This window comes from Phocaeicola acetigenes (genome assembly GCF_027529745.1).
In the GTDB taxonomy this organism is placed as follows: Bacteria; Bacteroidota; Bacteroidia; order Bacteroidales; family Bacteroidaceae; genus Phocaeicola; species Phocaeicola acetigenes.
This window is the reverse complement of record NZ_JAPZVM010000009.1, coordinates 1-18,680: the sequence shown is the minus strand read 5'-3', so window position 1 is coordinate 18,680 and position 18,680 is coordinate 1. Positions and strand designations below refer to the sequence as shown.

29 protein-coding genes and 1 tRNA gene are annotated in these 18,680 nt (G+C 40.1%); 25 read left to right on the top strand and 5 right to left on the bottom strand.

What is annotated here, in order from left to right; translation table 11 throughout:
* Positions 1-16: 16 nt before the first annotated feature.
* The 4 genes from O6P32_RS10365 to O6P32_RS10350 all read left to right on the top strand — a co-directional run bounded on the left by O6P32_RS10365 (position 17) and on the right by O6P32_RS10350 (position 3,309).
* Positions 17-805 carry a Rossmann-like and DUF2520 domain-containing protein gene (locus O6P32_RS10365; protein WP_178266256.1) on the top strand — a complete coding sequence of 263 codons (789 nt, stop codon included), beginning with the start codon at positions 17-19 and terminating at the stop codon, positions 803-805.
* Positions 802-1,320, top strand: a complete 519-nt coding sequence (locus O6P32_RS10360; RefSeq protein ID WP_269878419.1) for a KdsC family phosphatase — start codon at positions 802-804, stop codon at positions 1,318-1,320. The genes O6P32_RS10365 and O6P32_RS10360 overlap by 4 nt, the downstream gene beginning before the upstream one ends.
* Positions 1,321-1,334: 14 nt before the next feature.
* Positions 1,335-1,916: a Maf-like protein gene (locus tag O6P32_RS10355; protein ID WP_178266231.1), complete on the top strand. Its 582-nt coding sequence runs from the start codon at positions 1,335-1,337 to the stop codon at positions 1,914-1,916.
* A 136-nt stretch (positions 1,917-2,052) separates the two neighbouring features.
* A complete protein-coding gene (locus O6P32_RS10350; protein ID WP_269878415.1) occupies positions 2,053-3,309 on the top strand; it encodes a tyrosine-type recombinase/integrase in 1,257 nt (418 codons plus the stop codon).
* Between the two features lie 252 nt (positions 3,310-3,561).
* Here the strand turns inward: O6P32_RS10350 and O6P32_RS10345 are convergent, their stop codons facing one another.
* The 5 genes from O6P32_RS10345 to O6P32_RS10325 form a co-directional block, all read right to left on the bottom strand.
* Entirely contained in the window at positions 3,562-4,269 is a 708-nt protein-coding gene (locus O6P32_RS10345; RefSeq protein ID WP_269878414.1) for a hypothetical protein, read from the bottom strand.
* Between the two features lie 4 nt (positions 4,270-4,273).
* Positions 4,274-4,645 (bottom strand): hypothetical protein, encoded by a 372-nt coding sequence (locus tag O6P32_RS10340; protein WP_269878412.1) that lies wholly within the window; start codon positions 4,643-4,645, stop codon positions 4,274-4,276.
* A 3-nt stretch (positions 4,646-4,648) separates the two neighbouring features.
* Positions 4,649-5,500, bottom strand: a complete 852-nt coding sequence (locus tag O6P32_RS10335; protein ID WP_269878410.1) for an HNH endonuclease — start codon at positions 5,498-5,500, stop codon at positions 4,649-4,651.
* A complete protein-coding gene (locus O6P32_RS10330; RefSeq protein ID WP_269878409.1) occupies positions 5,497-6,240 on the bottom strand; it encodes a S24 family peptidase in 744 nt (247 codons plus the stop codon). Before O6P32_RS10330 ends, O6P32_RS10335 begins: the two co-directional genes overlap by 4 nt.
* A gap of 179 nt (positions 6,241-6,419) precedes the next feature.
* Positions 6,420-6,965: a hypothetical protein gene (locus O6P32_RS10325; protein ID WP_269878408.1), complete on the bottom strand. Its 546-nt coding sequence runs from the start codon at positions 6,963-6,965 to the stop codon at positions 6,420-6,422.
* Positions 6,966-7,126: 161 nt separating this feature from the next.
* Between O6P32_RS10325 and O6P32_RS10320 the strand changes: the two genes are divergently transcribed.
* The 21 genes from O6P32_RS10320 to O6P32_RS10220 all read left to right on the top strand — a co-directional run bounded on the left by O6P32_RS10320 (position 7,127) and on the right by O6P32_RS10220 (position 18,578).
* Positions 7,127-7,411, top strand: coding sequence for a hypothetical protein (locus O6P32_RS10320; RefSeq protein WP_269878406.1), 285 nt, complete (start codon positions 7,127-7,129; stop codon positions 7,409-7,411).
* Between the two features lie 503 nt (positions 7,412-7,914).
* Positions 7,915-8,070: a hypothetical protein gene (locus tag O6P32_RS10315; protein WP_269878405.1), complete on the top strand. Its 156-nt coding sequence runs from the start codon at positions 7,915-7,917 to the stop codon at positions 8,068-8,070.
* 56 nt (positions 8,071-8,126) lie between these two features.
* Positions 8,127-8,195: transfer RNA gene (locus tag O6P32_RS10310), tRNA-OTHER, on the top strand.
* Between the two features lie 22 nt (positions 8,196-8,217).
* On the top strand, positions 8,218-8,424 hold the full coding sequence (locus tag O6P32_RS10305) for a hypothetical protein (RefSeq protein ID WP_269878404.1): 207 nt from the start codon (positions 8,218-8,220) through the stop codon (positions 8,422-8,424).
* Entirely contained in the window at positions 8,421-8,777 is a 357-nt protein-coding gene (locus O6P32_RS10300) for a helix-turn-helix domain-containing protein (RefSeq protein WP_269878403.1), read from the top strand. Before O6P32_RS10305 ends, O6P32_RS10300 begins: the two co-directional genes overlap by 4 nt.
* The gene (locus tag O6P32_RS10295) at positions 8,774-9,094 is read left to right on the top strand and encodes a hypothetical protein (RefSeq protein WP_269878401.1); all 321 of its coding nucleotides are present in this window, start codon (positions 8,774-8,776) and stop codon (positions 9,092-9,094) included. Before O6P32_RS10300 ends, O6P32_RS10295 begins: the two co-directional genes overlap by 4 nt.
* Positions 9,095-9,164: 70 nt before the next feature.
* Positions 9,165-10,100, top strand: coding sequence for an ATP-binding protein (locus tag O6P32_RS10290; RefSeq protein WP_269878399.1), 936 nt, complete (start codon positions 9,165-9,167; stop codon positions 10,098-10,100).
* Positions 10,087-10,902: an HNH endonuclease gene (locus tag O6P32_RS10285; RefSeq protein ID WP_269878397.1), complete on the top strand. Its 816-nt coding sequence runs from the start codon at positions 10,087-10,089 to the stop codon at positions 10,900-10,902. Before O6P32_RS10290 ends, O6P32_RS10285 begins: the two co-directional genes overlap by 14 nt.
* Positions 10,899-11,324 (top strand): hypothetical protein, encoded by a 426-nt coding sequence (locus O6P32_RS10280; protein ID WP_269878396.1) that lies wholly within the window; start codon positions 10,899-10,901, stop codon positions 11,322-11,324. Before O6P32_RS10285 ends, O6P32_RS10280 begins: the two co-directional genes overlap by 4 nt.
* Positions 11,325-11,327: 3 nt before the next feature.
* Positions 11,328-11,984, top strand: a complete 657-nt coding sequence (locus tag O6P32_RS10275; protein WP_269878395.1) for a hypothetical protein — start codon at positions 11,328-11,330, stop codon at positions 11,982-11,984.
* A gap of 4 nt (positions 11,985-11,988) precedes the next feature.
* Positions 11,989-13,677: a DEAD/DEAH box helicase gene (locus O6P32_RS10270; protein ID WP_269878393.1), complete on the top strand. Its 1,689-nt coding sequence runs from the start codon at positions 11,989-11,991 to the stop codon at positions 13,675-13,677.
* Positions 13,674-13,814 carry a hypothetical protein gene (locus tag O6P32_RS10265; protein ID WP_269878391.1) on the top strand — a complete coding sequence of 47 codons (141 nt, stop codon included), beginning with the start codon at positions 13,674-13,676 and terminating at the stop codon, positions 13,812-13,814. Before O6P32_RS10270 ends, O6P32_RS10265 begins: the two co-directional genes overlap by 4 nt.
* A 6-nt stretch (positions 13,815-13,820) precedes the next feature.
* Positions 13,821-14,183, top strand: coding sequence for a VRR-NUC domain-containing protein (locus O6P32_RS10260; RefSeq protein WP_269878389.1), 363 nt, complete (start codon positions 13,821-13,823; stop codon positions 14,181-14,183).
* On the top strand, positions 14,180-14,917 hold the full coding sequence (locus tag O6P32_RS10255; RefSeq protein WP_269878387.1) for a hypothetical protein: 738 nt from the start codon (positions 14,180-14,182) through the stop codon (positions 14,915-14,917). Before O6P32_RS10260 ends, O6P32_RS10255 begins: the two co-directional genes overlap by 4 nt.
* A 139-nt stretch (positions 14,918-15,056) precedes the next feature.
* On the top strand, positions 15,057-15,536 hold the full coding sequence (locus O6P32_RS10250) for a P-loop NTPase family protein (RefSeq protein WP_269878386.1): 480 nt from the start codon (positions 15,057-15,059) through the stop codon (positions 15,534-15,536).
* 25 nt (positions 15,537-15,561) lie between these two features.
* Entirely contained in the window at positions 15,562-15,939 is a 378-nt protein-coding gene (locus O6P32_RS10245; protein ID WP_269878384.1) for a PcfK-like family protein, read from the top strand.
* The gene (locus O6P32_RS10240; RefSeq protein WP_269878382.1) at positions 15,936-17,225 is read left to right on the top strand and encodes a PcfJ domain-containing protein; all 1,290 of its coding nucleotides are present in this window, start codon (positions 15,936-15,938) and stop codon (positions 17,223-17,225) included. The genes O6P32_RS10245 and O6P32_RS10240 overlap by 4 nt, the downstream gene beginning before the upstream one ends.
* A gap of 125 nt (positions 17,226-17,350) precedes the next feature.
* Positions 17,351-17,644, top strand: a complete 294-nt coding sequence (locus O6P32_RS10235) for a hypothetical protein (RefSeq protein ID WP_269878380.1) — start codon at positions 17,351-17,353, stop codon at positions 17,642-17,644.
* A gap of 73 nt (positions 17,645-17,717) precedes the next feature.
* Positions 17,718-18,026: a hypothetical protein gene (locus O6P32_RS10230; RefSeq protein ID WP_269878379.1), complete on the top strand. Its 309-nt coding sequence runs from the start codon at positions 17,718-17,720 to the stop codon at positions 18,024-18,026.
* Positions 18,027-18,030: 4 nt separating this feature from the next.
* The gene (locus tag O6P32_RS10225; protein ID WP_269878377.1) at positions 18,031-18,327 is read left to right on the top strand and encodes a hypothetical protein; all 297 of its coding nucleotides are present in this window, start codon (positions 18,031-18,033) and stop codon (positions 18,325-18,327) included.
* Between the two features lie 2 nt (positions 18,328-18,329).
* A complete protein-coding gene (locus tag O6P32_RS10220; RefSeq protein ID WP_269878376.1) occupies positions 18,330-18,578 on the top strand; it encodes a hypothetical protein in 249 nt (82 codons plus the stop codon).
* Positions 18,579-18,680: the final 102 nt, after the last annotated feature.

Here is an 18,680-nt window from a genome sequence, read left to right as displayed (position 1 = left end):
GAATAAGGATAGACTGATGAAAATTGCACTGATTGGTGCAGGAAATGTAGCTACACATCTGGGAAAGGTCTTGAAGGAGAAAGGATATGAAGTCTGTCAGGTATACAGTCGTACCGAGCAGTCTGCCGCTGCATTGGGTACACTGTTGGACTGTGCTTATACTACTTCTCTGGAGGATGTAACGGCAGAAGCAGAACTGTATATCGTATCGGTAAAAGATGCAGTGTTGCAAGATTTGATTCCGGTACTGGTAAAAAGAAATCCGCAGGCCTTGTTTGTGCATACTGCCGGCAGCATGCCTCAAAGTGTATGGGAAGGTCATGCTGTACGCTACGGAGTGCTTTATCCGATGCAGACTTTCAGTAAGCAGCGACCGGTGGACTTTGCTGAAGTTCCTTTTTTTGTAGAAGCCTGTATGGCAGACGACTTGCATTTGCTGAAAGAGTTGGCAAGTACATTGTCTCCTAAAGTCTACGAAGCTACGTCCGAACAGCGTCGTTATCTGCACATAGCAGCAGTATTTGCCTGCAATTTTACAAATCATATGTATGCCGTGTGTGCACATTTGCTGTCTGCACAGCATTTGCCGTTTGAGGCTATGCTTCCGCTTATCGACGAAACGGCACGTAAGGTACATCACTTGTCGCCGGTAGAAGCACAGACAGGTCCGGCCTGCCGATATGATGTAAACGTCATCGAACGTCATCTGGAGATGTTGGCTTCCGAACCGGAACTGGCAGCGATGTACGAACAGATAAGTAAGAATATTCACAATTATACGATTTCTAAAAATCAGAAACCATGATAAATTACGATTTGACAAAAATAAAGGCATTGGTCTTTGATGTAGATGGTGTGCTGAGTGCGGAAACCATCGTACTTCATCCCAATGGAGAACCTATGCGTACCGTCAATATTAAAGATGGATATGCGCTTCAGCTTGCGGTGAAATGTGGGTTGCATGTAGCCATTATTACCGGAGGAAAAACCGAGGCTGTACGTTTGCGCTACGAAGGATTGGGTATCAAGGATATCTATATGGGGGCTGCTGTCAAGACCAGAGAATATGCCGATTTTCTTTCGAAATACAATCTGAAAGCAGAAGAGGTGCTCTATATGGGAGATGATATTCCCGATTATGAAGTCTTGGGTCTGGTAGGACTGCCTTGCTGTCCGGCTGATGCTGCTCCCGAAATAAAGGCGGTTTGTACATATATCTCTCATCGTAACGGGGGATATGGTTGTGGACGTGATGTGGTAGAACAGGTATTGCGTGCTCAAGGTAAATGGATGTCTCACGAAGCTGCTTTTGGTTGGTAAGAAAGGAGTTGGTTATGCTCGATAACTTGAAAAAATATAAGATAATATTGGCTTCCAATTCGCCACGCCGCCGCGAACTCTTGTCTGGCCTGGGAGTGGATTACGAAGTGAAGATTGTACCGGGTATAGACGAAACATATCCGGAGTCATTGAATGGAGAGGAAATACCGGTTTACATTGCCCAGGAAAAAGCGAATGCATATCGTGCTTCCCTGCAGCCGGATGAGTTGGTGATTACAGCTGATACGATAGTGTATGTAGACGGCATGGTGCTGGGTAAGCCTGTAGATGAGGCTGATGCCTGCCGTATGTTGCGCATGCTTTCGGGGCGTACGCATCAGGTAATTACCGGAGTTTGTCTGACGACTGTAGACTTTCAGAAGTCTTTTGCTTCGGTAACGGAAGTGACATTCGATACGCTGTCGGACGAGGAAATCGGTTATTATGTAGAGAAATACCGTCCGATGGATAAAGCCGGTTCGTATGGAGTACAGGAGTGGATTGGCTTTGTAGGTGTGACCGGACTGAAAGGTTCGTACTATAACGTGATGGGGCTTCCGGTGCAGCGCTTGTATAAGGAACTGAAAGAGTTATAGGTTTTTGCCTGTTTTATAGGTGATAACTGGGCTTGTAAGCAATTTAGAATATCTAAAAAACTTTTCTATATTTGCATAATTGTTTTACAATAGTTTTACAAGGCCAGGATATATCACCTATAAATGTTTTACAACGATGGCAACGGTCAAAGCAGTAGTACTTAAACATCAAAAGAAAGAGGATGATACGTGGAATGTAAAGATACGTATTACTCATGAGCGCAAAACAGCTTATTTAGCCACTTCTCATTATATAACGGTTGATCTGATTAACAAGAAGACTTTCGAAATAAAGGAAAGGAATAATCCCGTGTACGATCAAGTGATGCTTGATGTTCTAAAGATTCGCTCCGAATTGTCGGCATTAGGTAATCAGATAGATTGCTACACAGCAAAAGGACTTGTGGAGTTGATGAATGAACGTCTTACGGGGAAGGATAGGGGGATTCGTTTTTTTGATTTTGCAGAGAGGAATGTTCGTGATATGGAAGAAGCCGGCAAAAGGAGAAGTCAGTCTTACCATGCTATGTTGACAAGGCTTGAAGAATATGCAGGTCGCAATATTCTGTTTTCGGATATAACGGCAAGTTTCTTGACTGGTTTTGATACATATCTTCGTAATAAGGAATCCAGGAATGGAACAGGAAAGATATCTCAAGCTGGGGTGCGTTTGTATATTGGAATTATTCAAACTTTGTTTAATAAAGCAAAGCTGGAGTATAATGATGAAGATAGGGGATTGATACGGATATCCAATAATCCTTTCGCTAAATATAAATTGCCTTCAGCTCCAAAAACAAGAAAAAGGGCAATATCTCCGGAGCAGATTAGAGCTATAAAAGAATTGAAAATTCCGATAAATATGCATGGAACCTTAATAGCTCGTGATGTTTTTATTTTATCATTTCTGCTTTGCGGAATGAATACAGTTGACATGTATTATCTTGATACAATTCGTGATGGCCGGATTGAGTATTGTCGCCGTAAAACAGAAAATCGTCGTGAAGATAATGCTTTTATCTCTATTAAGATAGAACCTGAAGCAGAGCCTTATTTTGATAGATATAAAGATATGCTCTGTGATAGGGTTTTTAATTTCTTTACCAGGTACAGCAGCGATAAGCAATTTATTACTAAAGTTAATGGTAATTTGAAATGGATTGGTGAGCAGATTGGGATTGATGGGCTTACCTTTTATGCGGCTCGGCATACATGGGCAACCATAGCTCGGAATGAATGTGGCGTTTCAATGGACGATGTGGCTATGGCTCTGAATCATAAATCTGGATATGATGTTACTGATACCTATATAAAAAAGGATTGGAGCCGAATTGATAAGGCAAACAGAAAAGTGATTGATTTTGTATTTGCAAAAGAAAAGCCGGAGGATTGACCTTCGGCTTAATTTATATTTATCTGTTCCAGAACTTCATCAATGAACATGGATCGATAGTGTGGACATTCTAAGACTCCCTTGCGCTTTGCTTCCCGGTACACTTTAGAGAATAGCTTTGCTTTGTCTCGTTCGGTTACTGGTATCTCCTCGATGGGAGTTGTCAGAAACCGGCATCCCCAGCCTTTGCAGGTCGGGGAGAGCTGGCAGTGATTTGGGCTTGTATTTGATATAATACAATTTAGAACATTATTACTCATTTTTTTGTTCTTCCTTCTTTTGCAGTGCTTTTGTTTTAATTTCAATAATCTCATTATATAGAGTTGTATATTTTTCTTCTATTAGAGGATAAATATCATATTGGGAAAGGTTGCTTGGGCTTATAATATCTAATTCGTTGGAGTGTATTGTGTCAATATGTACTCTGTTTTTTATTCTTTCTACACATGTTTCTAAGTCTTCTAATGCACGATGTATAGTTTTTATATCTTTGCTTTTCAGCGAACAATCTAGACCTTGGTAGAAAAGTATTATAGCTGTGAATGGTTGTAATTTCTCTAACGTGATTCCTTTAACTCTATGTATATATGATTGCATCATATTTTCATTTGAAATACGTTCCTCTTTAGCTTGTTCAAGTCTTTTGTTTAACTCGGAGTTTTCTTTTTGTAATTCATTTTCTAGAATTTGTATATCTTCTAATCGTTGATGATATTCCATGGCAAGTCTTTTAATTCTTTCTTCGAAAGATTCATTTAGCTTATTAATTGAATTACGTGTGTCTATGCTATTGTAAATTTGCACACCTACAAGGATGGTTGCACATGCTCCCATAAATCCTGCCATAATTCCAACAAAAGTATCATTGGTCATATATACATCGATGCGTAGCCAACTGATAACAAAGGCTGCAATTGAAAGAGGTAAAGAAATCCATTGAATCTTTTTAAGCCACTTCATAAGATTATTTTTTATGATATACGAGTTGGATCGATTCTGAACCTTTTTGGTAGTCAACCCATAGGTTTACTCTTACTTTTTCGTTTTCCCAGACATAAGATGAATATAAGTCACCCGTGCTTGCGCTTACTTCCATTTTATGTGTTTCTGTTGGGATAAATCCTAAAATTTTGTCTGTAGCTTCTTTAAGCTGAATTTCTAACTGTGCGGCTTGTTTATCTGATAGGTTCTTCCAATCATACACATTATTAGAAACCTTTGGTTCTTGGCCGATAGTAGTTGTGTATTCTTTTACCAACTGCTCGTTCTGAGGTGCAGAGCATGATGTTACTAATAAAAAAAGTAATACTGTAATGATAGATGTTAGTTTCTTCATAGTTTATCCTATTTTATTTGATTTCTGTAAATTACATTTTTGACATAATAGTTGTAGGTTTTCCACGCTTGTATCACCACCTTTGGAGAATGGGATGATGTGGTCCAAATGTAGGTTTTCGGTGGAACCGCAATAGACGCATCTTCCTCCGTCTCTATTCCAAACCGCGTCGACTACTTCTTTAGGTATCGGCGGTCGCTTGTTTGCTTCTGGGAATATTTCCCCTTCATCCATGAGTTCTTGTAGCGCTATTTTCTCAAGTTCTTGTTTGCGCTTTTTTCTTAGTAATTTTTCCTTGATTTCTTCTATCTTTTCGCGTTCATGGAGTGCTTCAGCTTCTAACCTTTGTTGTTCCATTTGATTTTCATATTGAGAAATTGCTTCTGGTGAATAATTTATTTCTAGAACATCAGAGAAATCCTCAACTTGTTTTTGGGAACTTCTGTACATATACTCATAGATTGGTGCAAGTATGTGGACTATACACTTTTCTACGGGGTATTTGATAGATGCTGAACCGTGAAACGTTGTTTTTATGTATATGGGGGAGGATGTCTTTCCATCATGCAAAAAGACATCTGGCTTATTCCCTATATAGGTGATATATGGAGCATAGTTGTCCTTGTCTGTCCTAAAATGTTTAAATTTGAGAATCTGCTTATATTCGCTTATTGTTACCCATTCAAACATTGCAGGAAATAAGTTAGGATTGTCTTTAAGACCTATCACGCCCCATTTATCTTTGAATCCCTTATATGCAATATTTTCAATTTCTTCAAATGTGTAGTATTGTTTTGGGGTAACAGCTTCTTCTTTTATAACTTTCTTTTTACTGAGAATGTTGAAAAAATTCATCTTCTTCTTGGTCTTTGTAATTCGATGACATTAAATATCTGTTTTACGTCAGCAAGGTTGATAATCTTGTCTGGGTACATGGAGTTCAGTGAGTGTATCGTGATGGTGTGGTTTTCCACATCATGGTCTATAATGCGTTTGACCAGAATTCCCTCTGAATGTACTATGACAAAATCCCATTTGCGGAAGTGAAGCCTGCTATCTGCCCATAGGTGTGGCATTATTTCCCGGCACAGTAGGCGGTCGCCTTCCAGGATAGCATCCTCTGTTCCGTCATTCATGCTGTCTCCCTTCACTTCAAAGGCAACATAGTGCCCTTGAGCTTCGTGGTCTACTATATAAGGTATGGTAGGCAGTGTTGCCATGTATGCTGCATCTGCGTATCCGCAGAGGTATCCGGCTTGTGCGTATTGGCTCACGAGTGGTACACGTAGTATGATTGGTTCGTCAATGGGGGATGCTTCGTTCTCTGACTTTGGGGTATTGCTTTTTTCATCTGTCAATAACCAAATTTCATCTATCCCAAATTTTTCTTTTAATCCAACTTTTATTTTTTCAGAAACGGATGGATATTTCCCATTACGTGAATCAATTTTAAAAATACGATCAAGCACTTGTTGAGAAACTCCTATAATTTCTGCAAAGGCTTTAACGCTACCATTTGTTTGTTCTTGTACCAAATCATATATTTTTTTATTTGGTATAGGTAACTCATCGTAGTTTGAAATATATTTTCCCATATTGTTATTACAAACAAAGTTTGTATATTTGCATTAAACTTAAAATCTATATTGTTATGTTCTCTTATTACATTGAAAAACTTGTTTCTGCATATTTTGATGCTTTTAGTGCAGCCCTCCAGGAAATACATAAAAAGCAGATGGAAGAGTGCAATCAAGGAATGAAAGAACTTAAAAGGTTACTTCTTGAGGCAGCTGCTAATGAACAAAAGTAATTCATAAGCTTTATCGCTGTGTGGGATAGCCCTTTTTAATTCTTTTATTGTCCTTTTAATGTTTTCAGGTGATACATCCTTTATATGGAGGTGGAAGAATGTTGTTAATAAATCAACAGTTTCTTCTACCTTTTCTTTTTGGTTGAGGTTAATATATCCTTGTAATATATGTATTTGTAAGGATAATGCCCTGTTCCACTCTCTTTCTTCTATATAAAACCTTGCATCTTCAACTTGATATGTCAATGTATTACCAATGATGGCTATATATACATCTTTTGCTTTCTTGTCAAACTCCTCTTTTATAGTTCTTTTTATTTTATTCTCAATATCTATAAAGGTGTAAATCTGCCATCCTAATAATAGGGTTACTAATAGAGATAGTATCCCAACGAGTGCACTCATTCCATCCCATGTTAATGGTTCAGACCTGAGAAGTGATATACATATTGATGCTATCGATAGTAAAACAGATGTTCCGAATAGAATCCAAATGTTTTTCTTGCTCATAAGTGATAACTTTTGTTAAATATAAAACAAAGTTTGTATTAATATTTGTGGTAACAAACAATGTTTGTATATTTGCAACATCAAACAATAAACAATAAACAAAGGAAACGAAAAAACCTGAGAGAACCAAACGAAAGTGATAACTAAAAAGAGGTAATGCCATGAAACGATTCAATTTGAAACAGATAATGAAGGATGCTTGGAGAACATATAAGTATGTTGCTAAGAAGAAAGGAAAGACTTTCAGTGAAGTTCTGAAATCAACATGGAAACTTGCCAAGCTTCAAGTTTCAATGCAAAAAGTCATGGATTCAAAGAGCCAGCCTTTGTCCGGATGTAAGTCAGCTTGTAAGGCAGTCACCTACGATTGGACTGGTGTAACTGAGGCAACTATTTATCCGGACAACAACAGAGGTTACTTGGGTTCGAAGTATTGTGGAGATTAATCAGGATAACTCAATCCCTATCCGGCCAAAGAGCCTACCCTTTGATGTGGAGATAGGGAACCAGCTAAACCGATGATAGGCTAATTCGGGATGGGAGGCTTAACCCTCAAAAATGAAGCCGTGTTCTGGGCACGTTAAAGTAGCCGGCGCCGTAAGCAGTATGGTAGTGAGGTAATACCGAAACATACACACATAGCAGAGGCGGAGTACAAGCCGTGAAAGCAACCGATTGCGATGATATGAGCATAAGGCAGCAGCGGTAGATTAAGTTACATGTCCCGAACGGTCATGCAGTGAAGAACAGTAGCTGATAACTCCGGTGGGAAGAGCAGAGAGAGCTTATCGGGGCACGAGTAAAAACAATAATATTATGAAGAAGTTACTATTTCTCTGTGCATTATCTGTATTGGTAATGCACTTTAATCAAGACCTATCTGCAATGTATTGGGTAGGTTTTATCGGATTTATCATTACAGGTTTTATTGCTGCAAAAAGATTGGACTATGAACGAGTTGAAAGAGATAATAGAAGACATCAGAAAGACCATGAGTGAGTTTTCGGACTTGTTGGAGAAGCGTAATGCAGAATTGGAGCGTAGAGCTAAGTTTGATGAAGAGTTAAGCAATCAGATTCAAGAGATTTTAGGTAGGTATAAATAAGTCATATTGTGATAAAATGGTTATGAGCGTGCCGGGCTGTGAAGTTCGGCACGTTTGGTATCGTGGGCTTAATGACAAGGCCACTTCCAGATGAAGAAATGCAGGTTCGATTCCTGCTGGTACCACAAATCTTAAAATTGTAATGATATGGTAAAAATAACAGAAAACTGGGCATCGGCCTTGCGAGGGATGAAGGTCGGTGAAACTGTGATATTCCCCATTTCCTCTATTTCGTCGGTAAACACAACGATTTCCAGACTACGGTTGGAGATGTGTGTAGAAGGGGCAGATTGGAAAAGGGTAGGAGAGATAGATCGGAAGAAAGGTGAATTCAAAGTGAAGCGTGTGTCATGAATGCTTTATCAGAACGTGAGCATCTGGTTGCTGAACAGTATTGCAAGGGGCTTGCAGATAAGGAGGTGGCAGATAAGCTTGGGAGGTCTGAGTGGACCATTAAGGCACAGAAGCGCGACATATATCGGAAACTGGGGATAAGTAAAGATACAGAACTGGTATTATATATGTTCTGCGAAAAGCTGAAAATAAATTTCGATTTGAAGGAAATCCGTAAACATGGTTTAGAGTTGTTCTTTTCGATTATGCTGTTAATTGTTGCAGCTATGGACTACCATATGGATATGCGTAGGGGAAGAATACAAGAAACTGGAAGAGTAACAAGGGTTATAAGAACAAGGAGGGAAGTATGATTGTCGCTATTAATGATGAAATGTTATACCGGATTGTAGATTATGCCTCTGATATTGGAAGAATGCAAGAGCGTATAGAATCTGGTAAAGAACCCGAATTTATTTCCCAAAACCAAGCTCACAGCCGATTTGGAAAAGGGAACGTGACGAAATGGTGTAAAGCTGGATTGGTAAAACGCTATAAGGATATGGATGGGAAAATACGTTCCCAAGTAAGATATAGCCTTGTGGAGTTGAAGGCAGCTGCATTCAAGTGCAATTGTTTTAAAGAACTTACACCTGCAGCTAAGTATGAGATAACAAGTAATAATGAATGATTGCTTCTGATTAGGTCTGGCCGCCTGCTCAGAAGCTTTTTTATATTAACCACTTTAATTTTTTTTGATTATGGGACTTATTAAGAAACCGAATGAATTGCAAGTAAAGAGTACATTGTCAGCACTTATTTATGGACAGCCTGGTATGGGAAAAACAACTTTGGCACTGAGTGCACCGCATCCGCTTTTGCTTGACTTTGACGGTGGTGTTCACCGTGTAAATGCAGCACACCGTGTTGATACAGTACAGATAACCAAATGGGAAGAAGTAGATGAAGTGATGCATGACCCGGATATTGCAGGGTATCAGACAATCGTCATCGATACTGCAGGAAAGATGCTTTCCTTTATGGATAAGTATATCATGCAGAACAATCCGAAGATGAAGAAAGCCGATGGAACTCTTTCTTTGCAAGGTTACGGAGTACGAAAGAACATGTTCATCAACTTTGTTAATCAGGTTTCCTTGATGGGTAAATCAGTGATATTCGTTGCCCACGAACGTGAAGAAAAGAATGGGGATGAAAAGCAGATTCGTCCGGAAATCGGTGGCTCTTCTGCTGGTGACTTGATTAAGGAGCTGGATTTGGTAGGTTATATGGAAGCCATCGGAAAGAAGCGTACCATTTCTTTCAACCCATGTGAGAAGTTCTATGGGAAGAACACTTGCAATCTTCCGGAACGTATGGAGATACCGACTATAATCAATGAACAGGGAACTCCGACCGGAAGTAATGATTTTATGAGTAAAATCATTGAATCTTATTCAAATTACCAGGCTAAACAAACTGAACTTTCTTCCGAATATGAAGACCTTATGGAAGTTATCAAGGCACAGATAGAAACGGTTGTCGATGCTGAAACTGCTAACGAAGTAACAAAATCATTGGCTAATATGCAGCATATCTTCGACAGCAAGTTGCAGGCTGGCCAGCTTTTGAATAAGAGATGCAAGGAACTGGGATTGAAGTTTGACAAAATCAAGAAGGAATATGCAGCAGCCTAAGTACAGAATGTATCCGTCACTCTTAGATAAGTTTGAAGCTTATCTAAGGGCTGACGAAGAAGTGGAAAGCTTCTTCAATATTGATAATGAAACTGGTGAATATAAAAAGAGTCCGGAAGAGGTCGAAGCAGGGCTAAAGCAGTCATTGATTGATGCGATTAACCGTGTTCCTTTTGCCAGTGAAGCCGCTGATAAAGGTACTGCATTTAATGCGCTTATTGATATGGCTGTGCATAATGAGCCACATGTATCTAGTGAACGTGCTCCGTATTCTATAATCGGAGACCGTGAAACAAATATCGTTCAAGTGACATTCCCAGCAACAGAGTTGGCCCCAATGCGGAATTTTCTCTTTGACCGTAATTGGGTTATCGAGCAGGCCAAATATTTTGACGGATCAATAAGCCAATTGTATGTATCTGCAATCCTGCCAACCAAGTATGGTGATGTAGAACTTTACGGATTTGTCGACGAGTTGAAACGTGATGTGGTATATGATATCAAGACAACAAGCAGTTATACCTTCGGTAAGTATGAACACGGATGGCAACGTCATGTATATCCCTACTGCCTGATAGCTTCTGGTGAAATGGAAAGTGTGAAGGCTTTTGAATATACGGCTTTTGCCTTGAAAGGCGGGACCAGTCGTACTCCGCTTATTTCTGGGACACGTTATCCGGAATATTATACTTACAATCACGAGCAGACAGTCAAATTGCTTACAGGCCATGTAGAGCATTTTATTGAGTTTCTGGAGGCCAATAGGGAATTAATCACTGATAATAAGATTTTTGGAGAATGAGTCAGACAGCTATCCTTGTGAAGGAAAAGGGAGTGGTGAGGATTGACAAGCCTTTCGACTTCATGTGTAGCCAGCTTCGAAACGGTCGTTACAAACTTACCATTGAGCGGTACACTGAATCACGGACGCTAAGCCAAAACGCTTTGATGTGGCTTTGGTTTACGTGTATCGAACAGGAGACAGGAACAGATAAGCAGGATGTACATGATTATTACTGTAACCTTTTCCTCCGCAGGACAGCTTTCATTAACGGACGGGAAACGGTTATAGCAGGAAGCACATCCAAATTAAACACCTTGCAAATGACCGAATTCATGAACAAGGTAAAAGCTGATGCTGCAGTAGAATTGGGTATAACATTACCATTGCCGGAAGACCGGTATTATCAAGAATTTATCAACGAATATAAATACAGGAGGTAGGAAATGGAAATTAAAAAAGCAAAAGTAACAAAGGATAACACACTTGTCGCAACCTATAGTGATGAAACGGGTACAGTTACTGTGGAAGGAAAGAATCTTGTAACAAACGATCTTATTAATGCCTTTAAGGAACTTATCCCTCATATGGCTTTTCTTTGTGAACTGAAGGAGGCAGATGGAAAGTTAAGTCTTGATGAAATGCCGGACAATATAGAAAGTATTCTGGAGGTTTCCGGCTATACTGTTGGAGGGGATGGTGACAGTAGAGGGGTAACACTTACCGGAAAACGTTTCTTGAAATCAAATAAGGTACTTAATCTTAACGCGCCATTCACCAAGTTTGCTGACGAGAATGAAGATTATCAGTTTCAGTTTGAGCTGGAGCAGGCTATCGAAGCATGTAGTTACGAAGTAAATGAATATATCTTCAATAAGAAATGGAAAGTGGTGCAGCAGGAGCTTCCGTTTGCAGAAGAGCAATCACCTGTAGAAGTACAGGCAGACGCTATTCCGGAAGCAGATATTACAGTTCCGGCAAATCCGGACATTGCAGCTTTTCAGAAGGTGATGGATGAATCCAAGGTTACAATAGAGGTAAACGGAAAGCAGATTAAGCCACGTCGTTCCCATCGTTCTAAAACAACTCAGTTAGCATCATAATATTATGTTGTACCCATTTTGTGTAACGCAAACCCCGAATTGCTATAAGATATCTTTTCCATATCATGCAACACTGAAAGAATTGGTACACCGTATTCCAAGTGTTGCAAAGAATCCCAAGGCGGCTTATATGCCTGATGAACGGGCATGGAGAGTTTCACTTGAAGATAAATGGTATGTGGACAAGATGGGAGAGTGGGCTGTCTCGGCAAGGATATGCAGTCGTGTGCAACGATCCGTTTCCGCTAAGGCAGTAACGGACTATACCATTCCAGACCTTCCGAAGCTGACCGTTCCCCACGGATTACTTTTGGAACCTTACGAATACCAGAAAGAAGGCATTGCCTATGCCTTGCAGCATAAGCGGTGTATCTTCGGGGACCAGCCGGGACTGGGTAAAACATTGCAGGCAATAGGCACGGTTACGATAGCAAAGGCGTATCCGTGCCTTGTTGTTTGTCCGGCGGCTCTAAAGATAAACTGGCAGCGTGAGTTCAAGAAGTTTGCAGGAAAGCAGGCAATGATACTTGATGACAGGAACAAAGCAAGTTGGCACCGCTTCTTTGAGACCAAGTGTTGTGATATCTTCATTACAAACTACGAAAGTCTGAAGAAATTCTTTGTTCAAGGTGTGAAGGAAGATGCAAGGTTTACACTGCGTTCTATCACTTTCGATCCGCGTATCTCACTTTTCAAATCAGTAGTTATCGATGAAAGTCACAAGTGTAAGTCGAGCAAGACTCAACAGAGTAAGTTCCTTGAAGGTATTTGTAAAGGGAAGGAATATGTGCTTGAGCTTACAGGTACTCCGGTAGTGAACAACAATACAGACCTTATCCAACAGTTGAAGATAATGGGACGGCTGGAAGACTTCGGGGGATATAAGAATTTTGTTGAGAAGTTCTGTGCCGGTCCGAAGCAAAGCTCCAATGTGAAAGAATTAAACTGGAGGTTGTCTACTACTTGCTTTTTCCGACGAGAGAAAGCAAAGGTTCTTACACAGCTTCCGGATAAGTCACGGCAGTATATCGAGGTAGACATAACTAACCGAAAAGAATATGATAAGGCAGAGGCAGACCTTATTCAGTATCTCCGCACTTATAAGAATGCTGATGATGAAAAGATTCAGAAGGCTCTTAAAGGTGAAGTCATGGTAAAAATGGGAATACTGAAATCCATTTCTGCAAGAGGTAAGATTAAGGTTTTCTCTGAGTTTGTGCATGATGTCATCGATGGTGGTGAAAAGCTTATTGTCTTTGCCTATCTCAAGGAGGTTGTAATGGAGTTGAAGCAACTGTTCCCGAATGCAGTAACAGTTACCGGTGAGGATAATGCCATACAGAAGCAAAGGGCAGTCGACAGTTTTCAGAACGATCCGAATTGCAAGCTGATAATTCTGAACTACAAGTCAGGTGGTACAGGGTTGACATTGACTGCTTCCAGCCGTGTAGCATTTATTGAGTTCCCCTGGACATTCAGTGATTGTGAGCAGGCAGAGGATAGAGCTCATCGAAACGGGCAGAAGAATAACGTGAACTGCTATTACTATTTAGGGAAAGATACGATTGACCGCTATATGTACGATGTAATTCAGACCAAGAAGAATATCGCCAACGGTGTTACCGGTACAGACGATGTTGTGAAGGAGAGTGTGGTAGATATGGCTATGAACTTGTTTAACCAAAGATTATGAGAAATATATTGCAATCATTGAAAGAAAAAGTTGATGGTGGGAAGATTACTCTCAGAGAAGCTGCTATCAAATTGTATGAGTATGGATGGACAAACTTTATAGATGAAGAAACTACAAGAAGGTTGCTTAAACTGTAATGATATATGAGAAAACAGACTATTCCGTTATCAGAGAGTCAGATACAGCATGATTGCCTTGTATGGTTCCGTCTTCAGTACCCGAAGTTGGCTTTGCTTCTCTTTGCAGTTCCGAACGGTGGACGTAGGGATGCAAAGACCGGAGCGAGGATGAAGTACGAAGGGGTAATAAGGGGTGTCGCTGATTTGATACTCCTTGTACCTAAAAAGGGATACGCTTCCCTCTGTATTGAGATGAAGACGCCGAAAGGCGTACAGAGTGATGGACAGAAAGAATGGCAGAGAGAAGCAGAGAAGTACCGCAATCGGTATGTGGTTTGCCGTTCCCTTCCTGAATTTATGAAAGCAGTAAACGAATACCTACTATGACCTATATAGAACTAATCAATAACTTTTGGTTCCTCGATGAGGACTGGCAATTTACCTGCTGTGAAACGAGGCTTTATTTTTACTTGTTGAAAACAGCGAATCGTTTAGGCTGGGTGGATAGCTGGACACGTAGCGATACAAAGGTATCGTCTGACGTGGGAGTGTCGGTCAATTCGATGAAGAACGCAAGAAACAGATTGGTTCAAGCTGGTTTGATAGTTTTTAAGGCTGGTGGAAACGGGCAACGGGATAAAACAAAATATCAAGTTGTATGTGATTTTAGGTGTCAGGATTTGACACCTAAACTTGAACCTAAAGTACAACCTAAACTTAACCCTAAACTTGAACCTAAAGTACAACCATATAATAAGACTAAGAATAAGACTAAGAATAATAACTCTGGCGAGTTATTTACGCGCGAGGAAGAAAAGCCCCAAAAGCCAAAAGTCCAGAAGCCGGAGTTTATACCTCCGACACTGGAGCAGGTAAAAGCCTATTTTGAGGGTAAGCTACCGGATTGGGAACAGCAGGCAGAAATTTTCTTCTACCACTTCGATGCCCTAAACTGGAAAAATACTAATGGCGCCAAAATTGAGCGCTGGGATAGCAGGGCTAATCTTTGGATAATCGAAAAACAACTTCAAGATGGAAAACAATCTGAAAACCGTAAGGGAGATAATCAGTCAAGTACGGATGCCGGAACGACAGGAGTACTCAAGGCAATCGAATTGTGATGCCAGACGAGCAGAAGCATATTGGAAAACCAAACTCGTGGAATGTATGTGCAGTGTATCTCCAGAATTTATTGTTGATGACAGAAATAGAAAGACACTTGATGCACTATATCGATGGGTTTGGGAGAGAGCCGGCCGAATGATGAATGGTAGTCTTGATCCAAGCAAAGGCATATTGCTTTGTGGTCCGATAGGAACCGGAAAGTCTACGTTGATGAAGGGGCTGCAGAAGTATGAAAGTCTGGTAAACCGATATGCGTTTGCATTTAGTAGGAAAGATTTAGGTTTTGCGTTCGTTTCTGCCGCTGAAATTTCGCTACGCTATGCGGAGCAAGGAATAGACGGAATAATGCGATATACGCAACGTGACGGGGCTATAGGGCTATGTATTGACGAACTTGGACGTGAACCTTCAGACGCAAAGCACTTCGGAACCGGCTTGAACGTAATTCAGACTGTCCTTCAGCTTCGGTATGAGTTCCGATACGAATACTGCACTCATGCTACTACTAACCTTGAATTAAATGACATTCCGGCACGGTATGGCATATACATAGCCGACCGCTGCAAGGAGATGTTTAATATCATCCATGTTGATGGTGATACGAGAAGAAAATAATATTAACCTAATAACCGCTTCAATTATGTCAAATTTTGAAACAACAATCCAGACATATCTGGATAATCGTGCAAAGGAAGATTCTCTCTTTGCCGAAACCTATAAGAAAGCAAACAAGAGTATCAAGGAATGCTGCAAGTACATTTACTCGCAAGCCCGTAAGATGGCCAAAGGCTCCAATTCAGTGGGCATTGATGATGCAACAGTTTTTGGTTGGGCCGTGCACTACTACGATGAGGATAATATCAAAGTTGATGGAGTGAAGGAACAGGTAGAAGTTGCCACTCCGGTTACTACTCCAGCTCCGTCAGAAAAGTCAATACAGCAGAAACCTGCCAAAAAGAAAACTAAACAGGAACTCTTCGATGAACGCCAGTTATCACTATTCAATTTTGATGCATGAGACCAAGAACAAAACGCGAAAGGCTGGTGGCCGAATTGAGCAGTAAGCTACCAGCTATTACAGAAGCGCAGGTACGATGGGGAAAGAAGCATTGTTTCCCTCATGTAGCCTACCGATGTAAGGATGAAATGTGGTGCGGAGACTGCGGCAAGATCTGGATAGATACTACCGGTCAGAAAGACGGAAGCATACGTTGTCCTTATTGTGGTGAAAAATTGGAAGTAAAGGTAAGTCGCAAAAAGAAGGATAATTCTGAGAGCTATCTGACCATAGCCACAATCTCAAAAGACTTTCAAGTGCTTCGCCATTTCTTCATAGCCAAGTATGCAAGAAAAGAACGTGATACCCATTATTTCATCGATGAAGTATGCCAACAGTGGATAACGGCTGATTGCAAAGAAACGGTTATAGCCAAAGCTATGAACATGGGAAGTAGAGGTTGGATGCATACTTCAGACATGAGTATCAAGCAGAACGGGAATATATACTGTCCACATTCGTATGACATAAACGGTTATGTATATCCGAAAGTCAAGGTTCTTCCTATTCTTCACAGAAATGGGCTTCGAACTTCGTTTCATGGTGTTACTCCAGCCATATTGATACGCGCTTTGCTTGGGGAAAGTAAATATGCAGAAATGCTTCTGAAGACAAAGCAGTACAGCTTACTGGAGTTCTATATGTATCGTGGATGCTTGTCCCATCCGTGGACAGTGAATATCTGCAATCGTAACGGCTATATCGTAAAGGATGGCTCAATGTATGATGATTACTTGCGTCTGCTTGATTATTTCCATCTCGATACCCATAATGCTCATTATGTTTGTCCGAAGAACTTGAAGAAGGCTCATGATAAGCTTCTGGAACGGAAGAGAAAGATAGAAGCCAAAGAGCGTGCTGAAGCAGATCGTAAAGCGCGGATAGCAAGAATGAAGCGTATGAAAGTAGATATCCTTTCTTTCATCCGCAAGATTCAACCGTTCTTAGGGCTGGTGATTGAAGATGATGATATTGTTATCCGGCCATTGGAAAGTATAACCCAGTTCTATCAGGAAGGTAAGGCCATGCATCATTGCGTTTATCAGAATGAGTATTACAAGCGTAAAGATTGCCTTATTCTGACAGCTCAGAAGAATGGAGAAAGGTTAGAAACTGTAGAAGTAAACTTGAAAACATTTAAAATCATTCAGAGTAGGGCCGTTTGTAATAAGACAAGCGAGTACCACAACCGAATTATAAGTCTGGTGAACCGTAATATGGAAGTCATAAGGAGGGCAGCATCATGACTATAGATAAAAGACAAGCTTTAAAAGTCTATTATGGTTGGGCTAGGATAGGCAAAGTTCGCAAGAAACGTGCTCTATCCATCATATTTGAGAACGAGAAACAAGGCTGTCGGAGTGATAGGGGTATGAGAGTATTATCTACGATGCAGAACACCGTAATTGAAAGATACCAATCGGATGGAGAGATGGCAGATGGTAAGCGACAGAACCGGATCTTTACCGAATACTCCTTGTTCCTCGATGAAAAGCCGATAAACGGCAGTCTTGAAAAGATACTCCAAATAAACAACGAAGCAGACAAGAACCATGTATCACGAGCTATGCGTGATAGGATATCCGAAGCATTACGAAATGCCTTCATGCTGGCAAATCCCGGATATAAAGAACCTAACGGACAACTTGAATTAAAATTTGAATGAGTAAAACAAAACTATATTACCTATTCCTGGCAATCATGTGGTGGCTGCTGGGGTAGGTGGAAAGGAGATAATTATGGAATGGATGTATAAAAACATTAAAATAGTAGTTTATTCTGATGGCTCTTTTGTATTTAAGTACAAAGATTCTGAGTACACCTATTATTCATTAAGGGAAGCTAAAGGTAAAATTGACTCTCTTGTTTCTGAATACTATACTTTTACTCAGAAAGATATGAATAAGTTAATGAAGAAACTTGATAATAGAGAAAAAGATCTGGTTCGTTCTTTATATCAAGAGATTGATAAACATACCAATAATGCTTATTGTGGAATTGGAATATGTGATGAAGATTGGAGTTGGGAATGGGATTTTAATAAATAAAGTTATGACAAAAGAAGATATTGAAAAAGCAGCAGTAGATAACTGTGTTTTTGAGAATAGCATTTTTAATCCTGAATTAACCCCGTATTATGAACAAGGGTTCATAGATGGTGCAGAATGGCGCATCAGCAGCATATGGCATGATGCAAGCGAAAAGCCTGAAAAGAAATTCGCATTAGTTGAATATAAACAATTCCCAAAAGGACATGGATACTTGGTTGTTCCTGATGCAAATGAGGTTATTGATAGTATATCACGCTATGCGTACATCGAAGACTTAATACTTAATACGGAGGAATGAATATGAACCAGGTAAAAGTTAAAATTGAAACAAGTGTTGAAACCACATTAGGCGATAAACCGGTTAATGAGCTCCTGAAAGATATTACTGATTTGTGTCACGAAAGATTGGAATACTCAACATCAAAAAATGAAGGGTGTGAGATGCTGTATGAAGATGGTGAATATGAAGATTACAGAAATGACATGGAGGACAGGGTATCTGTTCTTGAAGGGGCACTTTGTCGCATTTTAGATTTGTTGGAGGACTGATACATGAAAGCCATATCCATCAAACAGCCGTTGGCGATAAGGCTTGTCAACGGTTGTTTGATGAGTCAAAAGTATTATTTATTGAAATATGTCAGATAATTT